The sequence below is a fragment of the Plantactinospora sp. B5E13 genome (assembly GCF_039871775.1).
Taxonomy (GTDB): domain Bacteria; phylum Actinomycetota; class Actinomycetes; order Mycobacteriales; family Micromonosporaceae; genus Plantactinospora.
In genome coordinates, this window is record NZ_JBDPLT010000006.1 from 139,040 (window position 1) to 155,716 (window position 16,677).

The following is a 16,677-nucleotide window of genomic DNA, read 5'->3' on the forward strand; positions in this document are numbered from 1 at the left end:
GCAGGCGCGCCGGATCAGTCTGCCGGTGCCACCTATATTTCCCGTATAGGAGTGTTTTGGGAGTGCTTTGCGGAGGGGCCGCCGCCGGCTGGCCGGCTCTCACCGGGAGTGACGGCAGCGCCTGCGGTCACCAGGGCCCGCACCGCGGCGGCGACCGCCGGACGCTGCTCCGGGCCGGCGGACCAGACCGCCCAGACCCGCCGGCGCGGCTGCTCCGGACCGGCCAGTGGGACCAGCGCCACCCCCGCCGGGCAGGGGGTGACGGCCAGCCGGGGTACCGGTGCCACGCCGAGCCCGGCCGCGACCAGGGCGAGCAGCACGGAGAAGTCGTCGCCGAGATAGCGGACCTGGGCGGCGGACCCGGACCGGACCGAGGGCATGGAGGCGTCCGGCGCCACGATCACCTCGGCCGGGTCGAGGGTGGCCAGGTCGACCGCCGGCCCGGTGGTCAGCGGATGCCCGACCGGCACGGCCAGCACGACCGGCTCGTCGTAGAGCGGCGTGGTGGTCAACTCGGTGCCCATCTCCACGGGGCCGTAACCGAAGACGACCGCGAGATCCACGTCGCCGTGCCGGAGGGCGGTCAGCGCCGGACCGGTCTCCAACTGGGACAGCACCACCCGCACCCGGGGTGTCTCGTGGCGGAACGCGGCCAGCGCGGCCGGGACGAGGGTGCGGCAGGCGGACAGGAACGCGGCGATCCGGACCGTCCCCAGTAGTCCCTGCCGCAGGTCGACGAGGTCCTCGCCGAGCCGGCCCACCCGTGCCCGCAGCGTCTGGTGGTGGGCCAGGACCAGTTGCCCGGCGTCGGTGAGCGCCACCGGCCGGCGGTGCAGCAGCGGCGTGCCCGCCCACCGTTCCAGCGCGGCGACCTGCTGGGAGACCGCCGACTGCGTCAGGTGGAGCCGCAGTCCGGCCTGGGTGAACGAGCCCGTCTCGGCGACCACGGCGAGCGTGTCCAACCAGGCGAGATCAAAAGGCGCGGGCAGGGTCTGGTCGTCGCGCCAGGCGGAGGAGATGGACACCCGTCGAGGTTATCGGGACCCGGTGACGGTCACCGCCCGATCAGGCCGACCGAACTTCTTTGTTGGCATACCAAACTATTGACAGGCAGGTGGGCCAGGTGTGAACCTCAGCGCAGGGCAGCGCCGCCGAGCCGGGCGGTCGTGCGGGGCACCGGGCAGCTCCCGCGTTCGTACCCGATCGTTCGTCAACGTCTGGGGAGCCCCCATGTTCTCATTCGCCCAACACCCCACCCCCGCCCGACGCGTCCCGACGACGCTGCTGCGGATCCTCGCGGTCGCCGCGGCCGCGATCGTCCTGCTCGCCACCGCCCTCGCCGACACCGCCGAAGCACACGGTTCGACGATCAACCCGGCGTCCCGCAACTACGGCTGCTGGAAGCGCTGGGGCGGCGACTTCCAGAACCCCCGGATGGCCACCGAGGACCCGATGTGCTGGCAGGCCTGGCAGGCCGACCCGAACGCCATGTGGAACTGGAACGGCCTCTACCGCGACGGCGTCGCCGGCAACCACCAGGCGGCGGTGCCGAACGGACAGCTCTGCAGCGCCGGCCAGACCGGTGGCGTACGGTACGCCGCACTGGACAACCCGGGCGCCTGGCAGGCCACCCCGGTCGGCAGCAACTTCGGCGTCACCGTGCACGACCAGGCCCTGCACGGCGCGGACTACTTCCGGATCTACGTGACCCGGCAGGGCTTCAACCCGCTCACCCAGCGGCTTACCTGGAACGACGTCGAACTGGTTCGAGAAACCGGGCGGTACGCCCCGGGCGCCGGCACCCGGGAGAACGACCCGGTACTCAACGGCGTCTCCAACACGATCAACGTCAGCGCGCCGGGGCGTACCGGGCGACACGTGGTCTACACGATCTGGAAGGCGAGCCACTCCGACCAGACGTACTACTGGTGCAGCGACGTCACCTTCGGCGGCTCGGGCGGCAACCCGAATCCGACCACCCCGCCGACTCCCCGGCCGACCACCCCGGCGCCGACCAGCACCCCGCCGGCCACCACCCCGCCGGCCGGCGGCTCCGGGAGTTGCTCGGCGACGTACACGGTGACCGGCAGTTGGTCCGGTGGCTTCCAGGCCGACGTCCGGGTCACCGCCGGCAACGCCGCGATCAACGGTTGGACGGTGAACTGGACCTTCGCCAACGGCCAGCAGATCAGTAACAGCTGGGGTGCCACCATCAGCGCCAGCGGATCCGCCGTCACCGCCCGCAACACCGGGTACAACGGCAGCCTCGGCGCGGCCGCCAGCACCACGTTCGGCTTCCTCGGTTCCTGGACCGGCAGCAACGCCGTACCGGCACTGAGCTGCACCGCGGCCTGAGCCGTGCGGGAGGGCCCTTCCTATCGCTCTCGAGGTGGGATGGGCCCCGTCCGCACGTTGTCGAACACCGCCAGTGCCGTGACCGCGGCGATCACCAGGCCGAGTTCGAGCGTGGCGTCGACCAGGCGTCCCACCGGCATCGTGGCCAGGACCACCGCCGCCGCGACCAGACAGCTCGAGGGCGGGCGGATGCGCAGGGTAGCCCGGAACCCGGCGAGACCGAGCAGGAAGAGCCCTACCCCGCAGCCCAGGGTGATCGCCGCCGACCAGCCCACCGGCTCGCCCGGACGCCTGACCATCGCGTGGACGGCGGCCGCCGAGCTGAGGATGCCGAGCACGATCGGAATGTGCGCGTAGAGGTACGCCTTCTCGGCGAGCCGGGTACGGCGGACCGGATCGGCCTCGGCCAGGGTGTGTTCGGCCGTCCGGATCCCGGTGAAGTAGTTCCACCACAACGCGGCCGGCAGCGCCAATGCCAGCACGACCATGCCGACGGTCGCGGAGGTGAGGTGCCGGCTCTCGACCCCCATCCCGATCGCCACGACCGACTCGCCGAGCGCCAGGATCAGCAGCAGGCCGTGCCGTTCGACGAAGTGCGGTGCCACGATGTTGACCTGTCGGATGCCGCCGGCCCAACTGTTTGCCGGCAGGACCTGCGGAAGCACCGCCTGGACGACAAACGCCGCCACCCAGAGCAGGTAGTTCAGCGGCGGGTCGACAAACGCGGCCCCGATGATCAGCGCCACCCCGCCGAGACTGAACGGCGCCAGCCGGTAGATGGCCGACCGGACCCCGGACCGCAGGAACATCAGCAGGTGCACGGCGGTCGCCACCAGCAGGCCGACGGCGAAGACCAGCGCGGTGTCCCCGAAGGCTTCCGGCACCCCCACCGCCGCGATCAGCGACCCGGCCATACCGGCGAAGATCAGAAGCCTCCGGACGGCCGGGCGCGGCGGCACGTGGTTGGTCAGCCAGACGTACCCGTCGTAGAGCCACCACAGCACACCGAAGAGCAGCAGGACCCGACCGGCACCGCCCAGGGTCAGATCCGCCTCCAGCACCCGGGTGAGCTGGGTCAGGGTGAAGACGAAGACCAGGTCGAAGAAGATCTCCGCCTGCGTCACCCGGTCGGGCCGCAGGTCGCCCGACCCCTCCTCCCGTTCCCTGGCTAGCATCGCAGGTCAGCCTAGTGATCGGGGCACGGCCGAGAGGTGGAATGCTGTCTTCCGCCGATACGACAGACGACTTCCGCAGACGCGACAGAAGGGGCGGGACGATGACCAGGGTGATCGACAAGGTGGCCTGGATCAGGATCGAGGACGGCCGGATCCTCAGCACCCGTTCGCGGGGCAAGGACGTCTACTACCTGCCCGGCGGCAAGCGGGAACCGGGCGAGAGCGACATCGAGACCCTGCTCCGCGAGGTCGAGGAGGAGTTGACCGTCTCCGTCCTGGCCGAGACCGCCCGGCCCGCCGGGGTCTTCGAGGCGCCGGCACACGGCCACCCGGCCGGCGTACGGGTCCGGATGACCTGCTACACCGGCGACTACCGGGGCACCCTGACACCGAGTTCGGAGATCGCCGAGGTGGTCTGGCTCGGCTACGCCGACCGCGACCGGGTCTCCCCGGTCGACCAGGTGATCTTCGACGAGCTGCGCGCCGCCGACCGGCTGCGGTGAAGCGGCTCGGTCGACCGGCGGTCAGCGGCGAACCGGTCGGTCAGGAGGCGTGGGCGGTGAGCAGGTAGTCGTCGGCCTCCGGGCTCCACGCCAGCTGCACCGCACCGCCGGTGGCGGCCGCCCGGCAGAACTGCAGGAAGCTGCGGTAGCCGAGCTTCTTCTCGCTGAACTCGGGTCGGGCCCGCCGCAGCTGGTTCTTCAACCCGGACAGGGCCACCGTGCCGTCGCCGCCGGCGACGTCGAGCACCACGGTACGCAGCAGCGCGAACGCCACCTCACGGTCGCCGTGCTCGGGCAGGGTGACCTCCGGGTCGCCCTTGGCCGGGCCGTCCGCCAGCTCGATCACGTTGTGGTCGGCGAGGTGCCGCAGGAGTTCACCGAAGGCCCGGAACCCGAAGTCGGACTCGCTGAAGGTCGGGTCCTTGCGCAGCAGGGTGCGCTTCAGCGTCGAGGCGGTCACCGCCCCGCTGGAGCTGCCCTGCAGACCGGCGACGGTCTGGGCGACGAGGACGGCGAGCGCGTCGACGTCCCGGACCGGCTCCTCCACCGCGGGCTCCGGCTCCTCCACCGTTGGCTGCCGCTCCGGCTCCGCCGGCCGCCGCTCGGGCCCGGCCGCCGCCACGGCGCGGCCGCGACGGCCCCGCGCCGCCGGTACGTCCACGCCCTCCAACCGGTCGTAGTAGAGGAACTCGTCGCAGGCCGGCGGCAGCAACGCCGAGGTCGACTGCTCGACACCGACCCCGATGACCCGCTTGTTGAGCTCCCGGAGCTTGTGGACCAGCGGCGTGAAGTCACTGTCGCCGGTGCAGATCACGAACGTCGAGAGATAGCTCCGCTCGAACGCCAGTTCCACCGCGTCGACGGCCATCTTGATGTCGGCCGCGTTCTTGCGGGAGGCGCCCATCCGTTGCGGTATCTCGATGAGCTCCACGTGCGAGCGGGTGAGCATCCGCCGGTCCTCGTCGAAGAACGACCAGTCGGCGTACGCCCGGCGGACCACCACCCGGCCGCGCTCGGCGAGGGCGTCGGCGATCGGGCGGAAGTCGAAGGCCATCCCGCCGAGGTGGTCACGTGCCCCCAACGCGAGGTTCTCGTAGTCGAGAAACAGGGCGATCCGCTCTTCTTGCTCCACCGCGACAGCCTACGCCCGCCCTATTCGAACGAGACGTGGTCGAAGGCGTACGGGTTGACCAGTTCATCCCGCCGCCGCCGCAGTACGTCGAGTTCGGCGGCCAACCGGTCCCGGTCCCGCAGCGGGAACGCGACAAGTTCCCGGAGCCGCAACCGCTCCCCCACCGCCATCGTGGCGAGGTCCTCCGCGAGCCGGGCCGGTTCGATGCCGCAGGTGAACCGGTGCTGCCAGATCCGGACCCGCTCGAAGAGGTAACCACCGGGACGGACCTGCAGCCAGGCCCAACCCTCGGCCGGACCGTCCTTCCAGTCGAGCTGCAGGCTACGCAGGATCGGGTCGACGAGTTCCCGGTCGACGTACGCCTCGACGGCCGCCGCCTTCGCCACCGCGCCGAGGTCGTTGACGTGCCCGCTCCGGCCGTCCGGCAGCCGACCGACGATGTCCCGGTAGGTCAACGGCGCGGTCGACGTCAGGTCGTCGACGTCGGCCGGATCCCCGGCCACCGCGTGGAACGCGCTGGCGTCGATCAGGTACTCCACGATCCGACGGGCCCGTGGTCCCGGCCGCAGCGTCGGCGACTCGATCCGGACCAGCTCCAACCCGACCGCCTCGCAGACCGCGAGTTTCATCCGCTCGCCGCGCTGGACCTGAGCGGTCTGCGTCTCCGGGTCGACGAACTCGACCGCGAACGGCGCCACCCGGCCGTCCGGATCGGAGACCACGAAGTCGAAGGCGCTCCGGCTGGCCGAGTTCCACTGGTTGGCGGTGATCCCCGCCGGACGGCGTGGCACCAGTTGACCGAGCCGCTGGTGCGGTCGGGCGACCCGGCCGGCCCGCTCGAAGCTGCCGCTGTCCGGCCCGCCCGCCGCCACGTCGCCAGGGAGCCCGCTGGAGTACACCGACGGGTTTCCGTCGCTGCCGGTCTTCACCATCTGTCCCCTGGTCCGTCACATCCGCCGTTCGCCGCCCTCCGCCGCCGGTCGGGTGGAGAGCCTCTCCCATGCTAGGGATCGGTGGGGCGTGGCCCGCCGCCGGTCCGGGTCTGATCGGGACGGAGACGGGTCCGCGGGCCGAGCCGCGACGGCACGCCCCTTCTTACTTCTCGGACCAGATGACCAGGCCGAGGCACATCTCGTCGCTGGTGCCCTCACCCCAGACGACGTACCGCGGTAACGAGTCACGCAGCTGTGGCAGTCGGGCGCGCAGCGTGGCGTCGTGGGTGCAGGTGACCCGGTAGACGTCGCCGGGCTGCACCGCGACCGGTTCGGCCAGCGGACGGATCGCCTGCTCGTCGAAGTTGTACGCGGGCACGTCGAGCAGGGTCCGGGCGTCCGGCGTCCCCGGGTTCAGTTCCACCTTGACGGCCCGGCCGAGCAGGTGCATGTGGCCGCCGAGGGCGTGCACCAGTCCGGGCCGGGTCACCCGGTGGTCGCAGTACTGGGTGTTCCCCGGTGTCGGCGCCCGACCCTGGTTGCAGGAGGAGTTGAGCTGGTCGGCCCGTCGGCCGGACTCGGTGCCGAATCGCCGGTGTACGTCGCGCAGCGCCGCCGCCCGGTCGCAGAGTTCCCCGGACTCGCCGGCGGCGCAGGGCAGCTCGACCGGTGCCGGCAGCAGTTCGGTGGCGAGCGGGTCGACGTCGGCGCCGCCGTCGGCCAGCCGCAGCCGGATCCCGGACTGGTCGGTCCCGGTCGTCCCGTCCGGCGCGCCGAGCAGGTTGTAGTGCACCTGCATGGCGAGTTGGCTGCCCGGCGGCATCGGGTAGCCGAGGCCCGGCGCGAGCAGCGTCTCGTTGGCGCCGGGCGCCCAGTGGGCGACCCAGGCCGCCTGCCCCACACCGGTGTCGCCGAAGCAGGTCCAGCCCGGTCCCGGCGATTCCGCGTCGAACCGCCGTACCGACTCGATCTCGGCGGGCTCGATCCGGAAGAAGATCGCGTGGTGCACGATCTCCGCGTTCTGCGGCAGGAACTGGCTGCCGGTCAGGTACGCCGGACCGGTCAGCTCCGGGTCGACGAGGAAGCAGCGGTACTCGTCGCTGCCGCCGTTCGGGGCCACCGGGCGGTAGGGCTCCGGCATGGACAGGTTGACGAACCGCTCACCGCTGCGCAGCGGCGCGGCCGGCGGCGCCTCGAACGGCTGACCGTGACCGCCGTGCGGGCTGGACGGGGTCGGTGGCCCCGGCTCCGCACGGGTCTGCCGGCCGGTGTCGCAGGAGGTGGTCAGGACGAGGGCGGTGAGCAGGGCCGCCGCGGCGGAGAGTCGCCATACGCGTCGATGCATGTCCCGCATAACTGTCAGCCTCCGCTTCGGGATCCGGGCTCACCCGAATTATCCGAAGAATCTGTCGGAATGGCGACGGTGCGGGCCGGAGTTGGCACTGGACGCGGACCGGATACCGTCCGGGTTGAACCTTTTCCGCGTCCCGGCCGAACCATCTGGAGTGTCGAGGTTGGCCGGCGACGCCGGCCGGACGGAGGGCTTTCGGTGGGTCGCGCAGCGGTGTGGTGGACGGTCGGGATGGTCGCGGCGGCCGTCGTCGGTACGGCATCCGGGGCGGGGCCCGCGTCAGCGGACGTGACCCTGACCCCGACCCAGGCGGTACGCGGGGAGTCGGTGAAGCTGACCTTCCGGGTGACGGAGGACCGGGCACCCGCGCACACCACCCGGGTCGAGATGCGGCTGCCGGACGCGACGCCGATCGCGGAGACCACCCCGATGTCGGTGCCGGGTTGGGCACCCCGGGTCGCCACCCGGACCCTGGACCAGCCTCTCGTGGGGATGCACCACGGCCGGACCAGCGAGGTGGTCACCGCGATCACCTGGTTCCGGGCCGAAGATGCCGAGGAGGGAGCGCCGGTCGAACTGACCGTCTCCCTCGGACCGCTGCCGGAGGTCGGGCAGCTGGTGTTCACGGTGCTGCAGACGTACTCGGACGGGGTCGTCACGAGGTGGGACCAGCAGCCGGCGGCCGATGCCAGCCGGCCGGCCCCCGTCCTCACCCTGCTGCCCGCCGGCCCGGCACCGGCCGGGGCGGCCCCCGGGCCGCAGACCCGGGACGCGGCGCCGACCGCTGACGAACCGGGCGGATTCGGCCCGCTGGTGGTCGGGACCGCCGCCGGGCTGCTTGGCGGGGTGGCGGTCACCGCCTGGGTGTTCCTGCGCCGTCGACGGCCCGACGGCGGCGATGGCGACGGTGACGGCGCCAGCCACGGTGACGGTGACTGCGGTGGCCACGGTGACGGTGACTGCGGTGGCCACGGGACGGAACCGCCGGTCGAGGCGGGCGCGGATACCGGGCCGGTGTCGAGTGGCGGGGCGGGTCGGTCGGCCCGGGCGTGGCGGCTACGGGAGTGACCGCGTCGGACGCCGGGACACCGGTCGTCCCCGGCGTCCCGGGACGCCGGTCAGCGACCGTCCCCGAAGCCGGGGAACGCGGTCCCCGCACGCGCCTGCCGTCCCGGGACGGGTCTGCTCACTCCTCGGGCTCGTCCGACTCCGCCTCGGCGGTCGCCCCCGGACGCAGCACCGCCTCCGGCGGACAGAGCACCGTGACCCGGTAGGAGACGCCCAGGTTGGAGAAGATCCGACCGCGCAGTCCGAGGCAGAGGCCGACCCCCGGCTCCCCCTCGGGGTGCTCGAAGAACTCGACGACCGGTTCGGCGAGGGCGCCCACCAGCCCCTGGGTCCGCAGGGTGGTGCTGGCCACCTGGAGCAGGCCTACGCTGACCTGCACCTCGACGTCGTCGAGCGCGTCCACGTCGTACCAGTGGGTGTCGGGCAGGAAGAGTTGCGAGTCCACGTCCCGCTGCTGGTAGTCCGGGCCCAGCAGGCCGGTGTCGGCGTCCGGCTGGTCACCGAGCCAGGCCATCCCGGCGTAGTCGCTCCGGAGCCGGCGTGCGTCGGACCGGAACTCCGTCACGACGGTGTCGAGGCGCGGCTGGGCGGCGAGGTACACGTCTGCGTCGGTCACCCGCGGGACATTAGCACCGCCGGGATCGCGCCGACCGCGGCGACCCCGGCCACGACCAGGGTGTTCCGGCCCGGCTCCGGTCCGCCCGGCGCGGGGGCGATCCGGCGCCCGTGGCGTGCCGGACCGCCGGCGGGCAGGCCCGTCCGGAGCGGAAACCTGTCGGGCGTGGGCTCCGTCGGGTCGCTTCGTCCGGCTACCCTGGGAGCCCGCTGGACGGACCGGTCACGTCGCACCAGAATGTGCAGGCATCGGATGGGACGGATACCGGACGACGGCACAGGCGGCAGGTGCGCGGACACGGGTGCGGGAGACACCGGTGGCCGGGCATCGGGTGGTGGGCGGTGGACATCACGCCGGGGGCAAGGTCGCACCGGTCCCTTCCGGGGACCACTGATCGAGCGCTGATCGGGGACGCACATGGGCATCATGGGGCAACTGCAGCGGGCACACGCGCAGCAGGTGCACGCCGCGCAACGCGCCCAGACCACGCCGTACCAGCAGCATCAGCAGATGCTCTGGGAGGCCGAGAACGCCCGGCGGGCCGCCGAACGCGCGGCCGAGGCCGACGAACGCGAGCGTAAACGGCTCTACGCCGAGGCCCGGTCGAAGCGGGTTGCGGCGGCGAACGCCAACGTCCAGTCCCAACTGGACGAACTCGACAACCTGTTGCACACCACGCTGGCCATCGACGACCACATCGACCTGGAACGCCTCAAGAAGACGTCGACCTACCCGCCGTTCGACCCCGGCGACCTCGGGGTGCCGGCGAAGGCCCCGGACTGGCGCCGGTTCGCCCCGCCGGCCCCGAACGCGCTGGACAAGATGCTCGGTGGCGAGTCGCGCTACCAACGGCTGCGGGCCGAGGCGGAGCAGGCGTTCGAGAAGGCGAAGGCGAAGCACGCGGCGGCCGAGGCGACCCGGCAGCAGCGGCTCGCCCAGGCCCGGCGCGGGTACGAGCAGCACTGCCGGCAACTCGACGCGCAGGTCAGCAGCCACAACCGCGAGATCGACGAGTTCGGCGCGGCCCTGGCCGCGGCCGAGCCGAACGCCGTGGTCAAGTACTTCGGTCTGGTCCTGGGCAACTCGGTGTACCCGGAGGACTTCCCGCAGCGCTACCGGCTCGCCTACGTTCCCGACTCCCGGCTCATCGTGGTGGAGTACCTGCTCCCGACGGTCGCGGTCATCCCCCGGATCCGCGAGTACCGGTACGTCAGGGCGCGCGACGAGGTGCTGACCGTCGCCCGGCCGGCCGAGGAGATCCACCAGCGGTACGTCGAGGTGATCACCCAGGTGACGTTGCGTACGGTGCACGAACTCTTCGAGGCGGACCGTACCCGGCTGGTGGAGACGATCGTCTTCAACGGCATCGTCGAGACCGTCCACCCCGGCACCGGGCAGTCGGTACGCCCCTGCCTGGTGACGCTGCGCACCGACCGGGAGGCGTTCACCTCGATCAACCTGGCCAAGGTGGAGCCGACGGCCTGCCTGCGGCACCTGCGGGCGGCCGTCTCGTCCCGCCCCGAGGACCTGGTCCCGGTCCGGCCGGTGCTCGAGTTCGACGTCGTCGACAAGCGTTTTGTCGACGAGGTGGATGTCCTGGCCGACCTGGACCAGCGGCCCAACCTGCTGGCGCTCAGTGTCACCGAGTTCGAGGGCGTGATCCGCGACCTCTTCGCCAAGCTGGGTCTGGAGACCAAGACGACCCGGGCCGCGCCGGACGGCGGTGTCGACTGTGTGGCGTTCGACCCCCGGCCGATCTTCGGCGGCAAGGTGGTCATCCAGGCCCGCCGGCACCGGGGCACGATGGACGTCTCCGCCGTACGGGACCTGTTCGGCACCGTGCTCGACGAGGGCGCGACCAAGGGCATCCTGGTCACGACCAGCAGCTACGGCCCGGACTCGGTCGAGTTCGCCTCCGGCAAGCCGCTGGAACTGATCGACGGGTCGAGCCTGCTGCACCTGCTCGCCGAGCACGCCGACGTACGGGCCCGGATCGATCCCGGCCAGGGCTGACCGCCGCCGCCCCGGGACCTCACCCGGCGGGTGCGGCGGCCCGGTGTCCGGTCAGCACGTGCGCTCCCCCTGCCGGCGGTCGTACGCCTCCCGGGCGGCGGCGACCGCGGCCCGGTGCCGTTCGGCCCAGCCGGTGAGGATCACCAGCGCCTCGTAGAGTTCCCGGGCGATCTCGGTGGCGGCGTACACCACCCGGGGCGGCACGGTCGGGTGGACGGTACGGGTCAGCAGCCCGTCCCGTTCCAGGTTGCGCAGGGTGAGGGCGAGCATCCGGCGGCTGATCCCCTCGACCGCCCGCTCCAGCTCGGTGAACCGGACCGGCCGCCGACTGGCCTCGATGATGATGGCGATGCTCCACTTGCCGCCCACCCGGTCGAGCACCTCGCGGGACGTGCACGTGTCCCCGGGCCCGGACGACGTCGGCGGCGGCTCGCCGTGCCGCTGGGTCATCGCGGGTGCCTCCTCCTCGCGCCGCCGCTGGTCACGGCCGTACGCCGGTAACAGATCGTAACCCATGGCAGGGTGCCCGGGGCGCGACGGAGCGCGGGGGGCTCCCGGGGCGGACCGGCCCCGAGCCGGCCAGGTGAGGAGTGGATCCGCCCCGCCTGGGTAAGGCCGTACACCGGACGACGAACCGTACCGAGGGGGCCGGATGTCCGCCGCGACGACGAGTGACCCGGCAGGGCCACGATCCGATCCCCGGACCGTGCTCACCGTCAACGCCGGCTCGTCCAGCCTGCGCCTGGGCTACGTCCGGGACGGCCGCCTCGTCGACGGCCTGGAGCGGGCGGAACCGCCCGGCTCCGCCCGTGCGGACACGGTCGTCCGGGAGTTCGTCGCCGCGCACGACCGCCCCGACGCCGTCGGTCACCGGCTCGTGCACGGCGGCGATCTGGTCCGGGCTCCGACCCGCCTCGACGACACGATCCGGGCCGACCTGGACGGGCTGGCCACGCTGGCCCCGCTGCACCTGCCGCCGGCGCTGCACCTGCTCGACCGGATCCGGGAGCAGCTGCCGGACGTACCGCAGGTGCTCTGCCCGGACACCGCCTTCCACGCCCGGCTGCCGGAGGTGGCGGCGACCTATCCGCTGCCGGCCGACTGGCGGCGCCGGTGGGGGCTGCGCCGGTACGGCTTCCACGGTCTGTCCTACGCCTACGCCCTGCGCCGGACGGCCGAACTGCTCGACCGGCCGGCCGACGACCTGCGGCTGCTGCTGGCACATCTGGGTGGCGGCGCGTCGGTCTGCGCGGTCCGGGACGGCCACAGCGTCGACACCTCGATGGGCTTCACCCCACTGGACGGGGTGCCGATGTCGAGGCGCTCCGGCGCCGTCGATCCGGGAATGCTGCTCTGGCTGCTCGACGACAACCGGCTCAGTCTGACCGAGTTGACCGACGGGCTCAACCGACGGGCCGGCCTGCTCGGGCTCTCCGACGACCGGTCCGGCGACACCCGCGACCTGGTCGCGGCCGCCCCGGACGACCCGGCCGCCGCGCTCGCGCTCGCGGTCTTCGCCCATCGGGTACGCCGGGAACTGGCCGCCGCCGCCACCGGCCTGGATCGGCTGGACGCCCTCGTCTTCACCGGTGAGATCGGCTGGGACCAGCCCGAGGTGCGGCACGACGTCTGTGCCGGGCTGGGCCTGCTCGGGGTCGGACTGCCCGAGCAGGGCAACCGGGAGACCGACTCGATCATCTCCGCTCCGGGTGCGGCGGTGCCGGTGCTCGTGGTCGAGCCCCGGGAGGATCTGCAGGTGGCGGCGGAGACCCTCGCCGCGCTGGGCTGACTGCAGCCAACGCGCCGCGCTGAGCTGACCGGGGCGGACGCGCCGCGCGGACTGGCGGTCCGGCCGTCGAGGTTGCCGAGGGCCGGAACGGCTGCCCGGCTCAGGCCATCAGCCGGGTCAGGAAATCGCCGATGCCCTGTGCGATGGCCATCAGGACCGCGCCGATGGTCTCGACCAGGTCGGCGGCGCCATCCGGTCGGAAGGCGATGAAGAAGATCAGGAACCCGACGAACAGCCAGGTCAGGACCTTCTTGGCAAGAATCGGCATCTCTCCTCCGCTGGGGAAGTCCCCATCTCGTCCGCCCCGGGTGTTTCGGTGTGTCACGAGAGCTGGCGTAACGGATCGACGATCGGATGCTCGCTTCCCCGCCCCGCCCGGTCCCCAAACAGGACCGGCCCGCACCTCCAGCCGGCGGGCGGGCGGCGGGTTCGGTGCCGTTCCCCGACGTACCCGTTGAACGGTAGCGACAGTTACGTGCCTTAGGGGCGGGTATGGTGCGTTGCGTTCCTGTTCGTCGGCCAGCCCGAGCCTTCGAAGCCGGCGAGGGCCGGCGCGACGATCCCCGTGGAGGCCAGGTTGATCCGGCGAGGCACCCGGTCCGATCCGCTACGGCGGGAGCAGGACCGGCCGGTGACCTCGATCGAACTCTTCTTCGACGTGGTGTACGTCCTCGCGGTGACCCAACTGACCGAACTGGCGCTGGACCGGCTGACTCCGCTCGGCGCGGCGCAGACCGCCCTGGTGCTGCTCGCCGTCTGGTGGGCCTGGGTCGACACCGCCTGGGTCACCAACTGGCTGGACCCGGACCGGAACCGCGTCCGGCTGATGCTGATCATCCTGGCCGGGATCAGCCTGGTGATGTCCTCGGCGATCCCCGAGGCGTACGACACCCGGGGGATCTGGTTCGCCGGGGCGTACGTGCTGCTCGAGGTCGGCCGCTCGCTGTTTGTCGCCGTGTCCCTGCCCGGGCAGCCGACCCTCCGGCGCAACTTCCAGCGTCTACTGGTCTGGCGCGTGGTGTCGGCGCCGCTCTGGCTGACCGGCGGCGTCACCTCCGGCGCCGCCCGGACCGCCCTGTGGGCGGCGGCGGCGATGGTGGACACGACCGCCGCGGCCCGGGGCTTCCAGGTACCGGGGTGGGGGCGGTCCGGGGTCGGCGACTGGGCGATCAGCGGCGCCCACCTCGCCGAACGGGCCCGACTGTTCGTCATCATCGCGCTGGGCGAGTCCATCCTGGTCACCGGAGCGACCCTGCAGCAGGTCCGACCGGGGCCGGGCACGCTGACCGCGCTCGCCGCCGACTTCCTGGGCACCGTGGGACTGTGGTGGATCTACTTCGACCGGAGCGCCGGTGCGGCCCAGGCCGCGATAGAGGCCTCGGAGGAGCCGGGTCGACTGGGTCGATCCGCCTACACCTACCTGCACATCCCGATCGTGGCCGGCATCATCCTGACCGCGGTCGGCGACGAACTCACCATCGAACACCCCACGGGTACGGTGCACCCGGCCCTCCTCGTCGGCGTACTCGGTGGCCCCGCACTCTTCCTGACCGGGTTCTTCGTCTTCAAGAGGTTGGTCCTGGCGGCCCGCGCGCTGCCGCACCTGGTCGCGGTGCTCGCACTGGTCGGGCTCGCCCCGCTCGGTCTGGTGCTCGACCCGGTGGTCCTCTCCGTCCTCGCCTCCCTGGTGGTGGTGGCGACGGCGGTCGCCGGCACGATCGTCGCGGCCCACGCCGGCCGCCGGCACCGGACGTGATCATCGGATTCCAGGTCTCCGCTCCAGAAGGTTCCGGAATATCAAGCCGCTGCTGACTGGCTGCACAGTCCACCGAGGCTTCCATGTCTGCCGTCCTCCAGGTGAAAGCGCAGGTCGAAAATGGTTATCTCGAGACCTGGAACCCAGTCGACGGTTCGGAAGTTTTCCGGAACTGATTGACCATACCGAGTGCCGATGCAAGACTGCTATCCATTCTGGTCGATCGCTGTCAGGGGCTTCGACAGTCTCCAACCTGCCGGCGGCACCTCGACCGGCCACACCACCCCCCGTCGGGCGGCAACCACCACCACGAGTCCGTCCGGCCCTTCCCAAAAGGGGCTCACATGACAAGGCAATCAACCGACGGCGCCAGACGCCTGAGCCGAGCAGTCCGGGCCCGGATCGCGCTCGTTGTCGGTGCGCTCGGACTGCTCGCCGCGACCGCTGTCGTCACGTTGCCCGGCACCGCCAGCGCCGCCAGTACGCTGGGCGCCTCCGCCGCCGAGCGAGGACGGTACTTCGGCACCGCGGTCGCGGCGAACCGGCTCAACGACAACGCGTACACGACGATCCTGAACCGCGAGTTCAACCAGCTCACGGCCGAGAACGAAATGAAGATCAACGCCCTGCAACCGCAGCAGGGCCAGTTCTCGTACGGCACCGCGGACCAGATGGTCCAGTACGCCCGCAGCCGGGGCATGCAGGTACGCGGCCACACCCTCGCCTGGCACTCCCAGCAGCCCGGCTGGATGCAGAACATGTCCGGCAGCGCACTGCGCCAGGCCATGGTCAACCACGTCACCCAGGTCGCCACCCACTTCCGCGGACAGATCGCGTGGTGGGACGTGGTGAACGAGGCGTTCGCCGACGGTGGCAGCGGCGCCCGCCGCGACTCCAACCTGCAGCGCACCGGCAACGACTGGATCGAGGTCGCGTTCCGGGCCGCCGACGCGGCGGACCCGAACGCCCAGCTCTGCTACAACGACTACAACATCGACAACTGGACCGACGCGAAGACCCAGGCCGTCTACCGGATGGTCCAGGACTTCAAGCAACGCGGTGTGCCGATCGACTGCGTCGGCCTCCAGTCGCACTTCACCGGTGGCTCGAACTACCCGGGCAACTACCGCACCACGCTGTCCAGCTTCGCCGCGCTCGGTGTCGACGTGCACATCACCGAGTTGGACATCCGCAACGCGCCATCCGACGCGTACCGCAACGTGACCAACGACTGTCTCGCGGTGGCCCGCTGCAAGGGCATCACGGTGTGGGGCATCCGTGACTCGGACTCGTGGCGGTCCGGCGAGAGCCCGCTGCTGTTCAACGGCAGCGGCCAGAAGAAGCCCGCGTACGACGCGGTGCTCGCCGCGCTGAACAGCGGCAACCCCGGTGGCGGCGACCCGACCACCCCGCCGCCGACCGGCAACCCCACCACCCCGCCGCCGACCGGTGGCGGCTGCACCGCGACGATCACGCCCGGCACGGTCTGGGGCGACCGGTACAACACCTCGGTGACGGTCAGCGGCGCCAGCAGCTGGTCGGTGGTGGTGGCGATCACCCCGCCGCAACGGGTCTCGACCACCTGGAGCGGCACCTTCAGCTGGGACAGCAGCGGCAACATCATGACCGTACGGTCCAACGGCAACAGCACCTTCGGATTCACCACGATGATGAACGGCAACTCCAGCGCCCGACCGCAGATCAGGTCCTGCACCGCAGCCTAGCGGCTACGGCGGTCCGCACCCTGACGACGTGCCCCCCGGCGCACGTGGCGACGGAGTGGGTGATTCCGCCACCGGGACGGCCGAAAGCGGCGGTCCGCTCGACCGGATCGAGCGGACCGCCGCCACGGCGTCGGGACGGCCGACGCACCGAGCAGGGTGAGCGCGGCGGCGCCGCCCAGGGCCGCGCGCCGGGAGAACGGAGGTTCATTGCGGTGCTGTCCCTTCTCGACCGTGAGGTCCAACCCGGTGGTTGCGCGACCGCG

The 16,677-nt window shown here is 71.9% G+C and carries 15 protein-coding genes; 7 read left to right on the forward strand and 8 right to left on the reverse strand.

Annotated features, from left to right (window positions below):
• Nucleotides 1-32 precede the first annotated feature (32 nt).
• Nucleotides 33-1,025: a LysR family transcriptional regulator gene (locus ABGB05_RS08050; protein WP_347652558.1), complete on the reverse strand. Its 993-nt coding sequence runs from the start codon at nt 1,023-1,025 to the stop codon at nt 33-35.
• A 205-nt stretch (nt 1,026-1,230) separates the two neighbouring features.
• On the opposite strand from ABGB05_RS08050, the gene ABGB05_RS08055 reads away from it, so the two are divergent.
• Nucleotides 1,231-2,355 carry a lytic polysaccharide monooxygenase gene (locus tag ABGB05_RS08055; protein WP_347652559.1) on the forward strand — a complete coding sequence of 375 codons (1,125 nt, stop codon included), beginning with the start codon at nt 1,231-1,233 and terminating at the stop codon, nt 2,353-2,355.
• Between the two features lie 20 nt (nt 2,356-2,375).
• On the opposite strand, the gene ABGB05_RS08060 is transcribed toward ABGB05_RS08055, so the two are convergent.
• The gene (locus tag ABGB05_RS08060) at nt 2,376-3,530 is read right to left on the reverse strand and encodes a low temperature requirement protein A (protein ID WP_347652560.1); all 1,155 of its coding nucleotides are present in this window, start codon (nt 3,528-3,530) and stop codon (nt 2,376-2,378) included.
• 101 nt (nt 3,531-3,631) lie between these two features.
• On the opposite strand from ABGB05_RS08060, the gene ABGB05_RS08065 reads away from it, so the two are divergent.
• Entirely contained in the window at nt 3,632-4,033 is a 402-nt protein-coding gene (locus ABGB05_RS08065; RefSeq protein WP_347652561.1) for an NUDIX domain-containing protein, read from the forward strand.
• A gap of 40 nt (nt 4,034-4,073) precedes the next feature.
• On the opposite strand, the gene ABGB05_RS08070 is transcribed toward ABGB05_RS08065, so the two are convergent.
• From ABGB05_RS08070 to ABGB05_RS08080, 3 genes are all read right to left on the reverse strand, one after another.
• Nucleotides 4,074-5,165 (reverse strand): PIN domain-containing protein, encoded by a 1,092-nt coding sequence (locus ABGB05_RS08070; protein WP_347652562.1) that lies wholly within the window; start codon nt 5,163-5,165, stop codon nt 4,074-4,076.
• A gap of 20 nt (nt 5,166-5,185) precedes the next feature.
• The gene (locus tag ABGB05_RS08075; RefSeq protein ID WP_347652563.1) at nt 5,186-6,097 is read right to left on the reverse strand and encodes a DUF2726 domain-containing protein; all 912 of its coding nucleotides are present in this window, start codon (nt 6,095-6,097) and stop codon (nt 5,186-5,188) included.
• A gap of 163 nt (nt 6,098-6,260) precedes the next feature.
• Complete coding sequence (locus ABGB05_RS08080; protein WP_347652564.1) at nt 6,261-7,442, reverse strand: monooxygenase; 1,182 nt, start codon at nt 7,440-7,442, stop codon at nt 6,261-6,263.
• Between the two features lie 204 nt (nt 7,443-7,646).
• Between ABGB05_RS08080 and ABGB05_RS08085 the strand changes: the two genes are divergently transcribed.
• A complete protein-coding gene (locus ABGB05_RS08085) occupies nt 7,647-8,516 on the forward strand; it encodes a YcnI family protein (RefSeq protein WP_347652565.1) in 870 nt (289 codons plus the stop codon).
• A gap of 118 nt (nt 8,517-8,634) precedes the next feature.
• Here ABGB05_RS08085 and ABGB05_RS08090 read toward each other — a convergent pair whose 3' ends face one another.
• On the reverse strand, nt 8,635-9,132 hold the full coding sequence (locus ABGB05_RS08090; protein WP_347652566.1) for a hypothetical protein: 498 nt from the start codon (nt 9,130-9,132) through the stop codon (nt 8,635-8,637).
• A 417-nt stretch (nt 9,133-9,549) separates the two neighbouring features.
• Here ABGB05_RS08090 and ABGB05_RS08095 point away from each other — a divergent pair, with 417 nt between their 5' ends.
• Nucleotides 9,550-11,145, forward strand: a complete 1,596-nt coding sequence (locus ABGB05_RS08095) for a restriction endonuclease (RefSeq protein WP_347652567.1) — start codon at nt 9,550-9,552, stop codon at nt 11,143-11,145.
• 51 nt (nt 11,146-11,196) lie between these two features.
• Here ABGB05_RS08095 and ABGB05_RS08100 read toward each other — a convergent pair whose 3' ends face one another.
• The gene (locus ABGB05_RS08100) at nt 11,197-11,595 is read right to left on the reverse strand and encodes a helix-turn-helix domain-containing protein (protein WP_347652646.1); all 399 of its coding nucleotides are present in this window, start codon (nt 11,593-11,595) and stop codon (nt 11,197-11,199) included.
• Nucleotides 11,596-11,797: 202 nt separating this feature from the next.
• Between ABGB05_RS08100 and ABGB05_RS08105 the strand changes: the two genes are divergently transcribed.
• Nucleotides 11,798-12,934: an acetate kinase gene (locus ABGB05_RS08105; RefSeq protein ID WP_347652568.1), complete on the forward strand. Its 1,137-nt coding sequence runs from the start codon at nt 11,798-11,800 to the stop codon at nt 12,932-12,934.
• A gap of 100 nt (nt 12,935-13,034) precedes the next feature.
• Here the strand turns inward: ABGB05_RS08105 and ABGB05_RS08110 are convergent, their stop codons facing one another.
• Entirely contained in the window at nt 13,035-13,202 is a 168-nt protein-coding gene (locus ABGB05_RS08110; protein WP_347652569.1) for a hypothetical protein, read from the reverse strand.
• Between the two features lie 309 nt (nt 13,203-13,511).
• Between ABGB05_RS08110 and ABGB05_RS08115 the strand changes: the two genes are divergently transcribed.
• Together ABGB05_RS08115 and ABGB05_RS08120 are read left to right on the forward strand one after the other, a co-directional pair.
• On the forward strand, nt 13,512-14,690 hold the full coding sequence (locus ABGB05_RS08115) for a low temperature requirement protein A (RefSeq protein WP_347652570.1): 1,179 nt from the start codon (nt 13,512-13,514) through the stop codon (nt 14,688-14,690).
• 344 nt (nt 14,691-15,034) lie between these two features.
• A complete protein-coding gene (locus ABGB05_RS08120; protein WP_347652571.1) occupies nt 15,035-16,414 on the forward strand; it encodes an endo-1,4-beta-xylanase in 1,380 nt (459 codons plus the stop codon).
• Nucleotides 16,415-16,677: the final 263 nt, after the last annotated feature.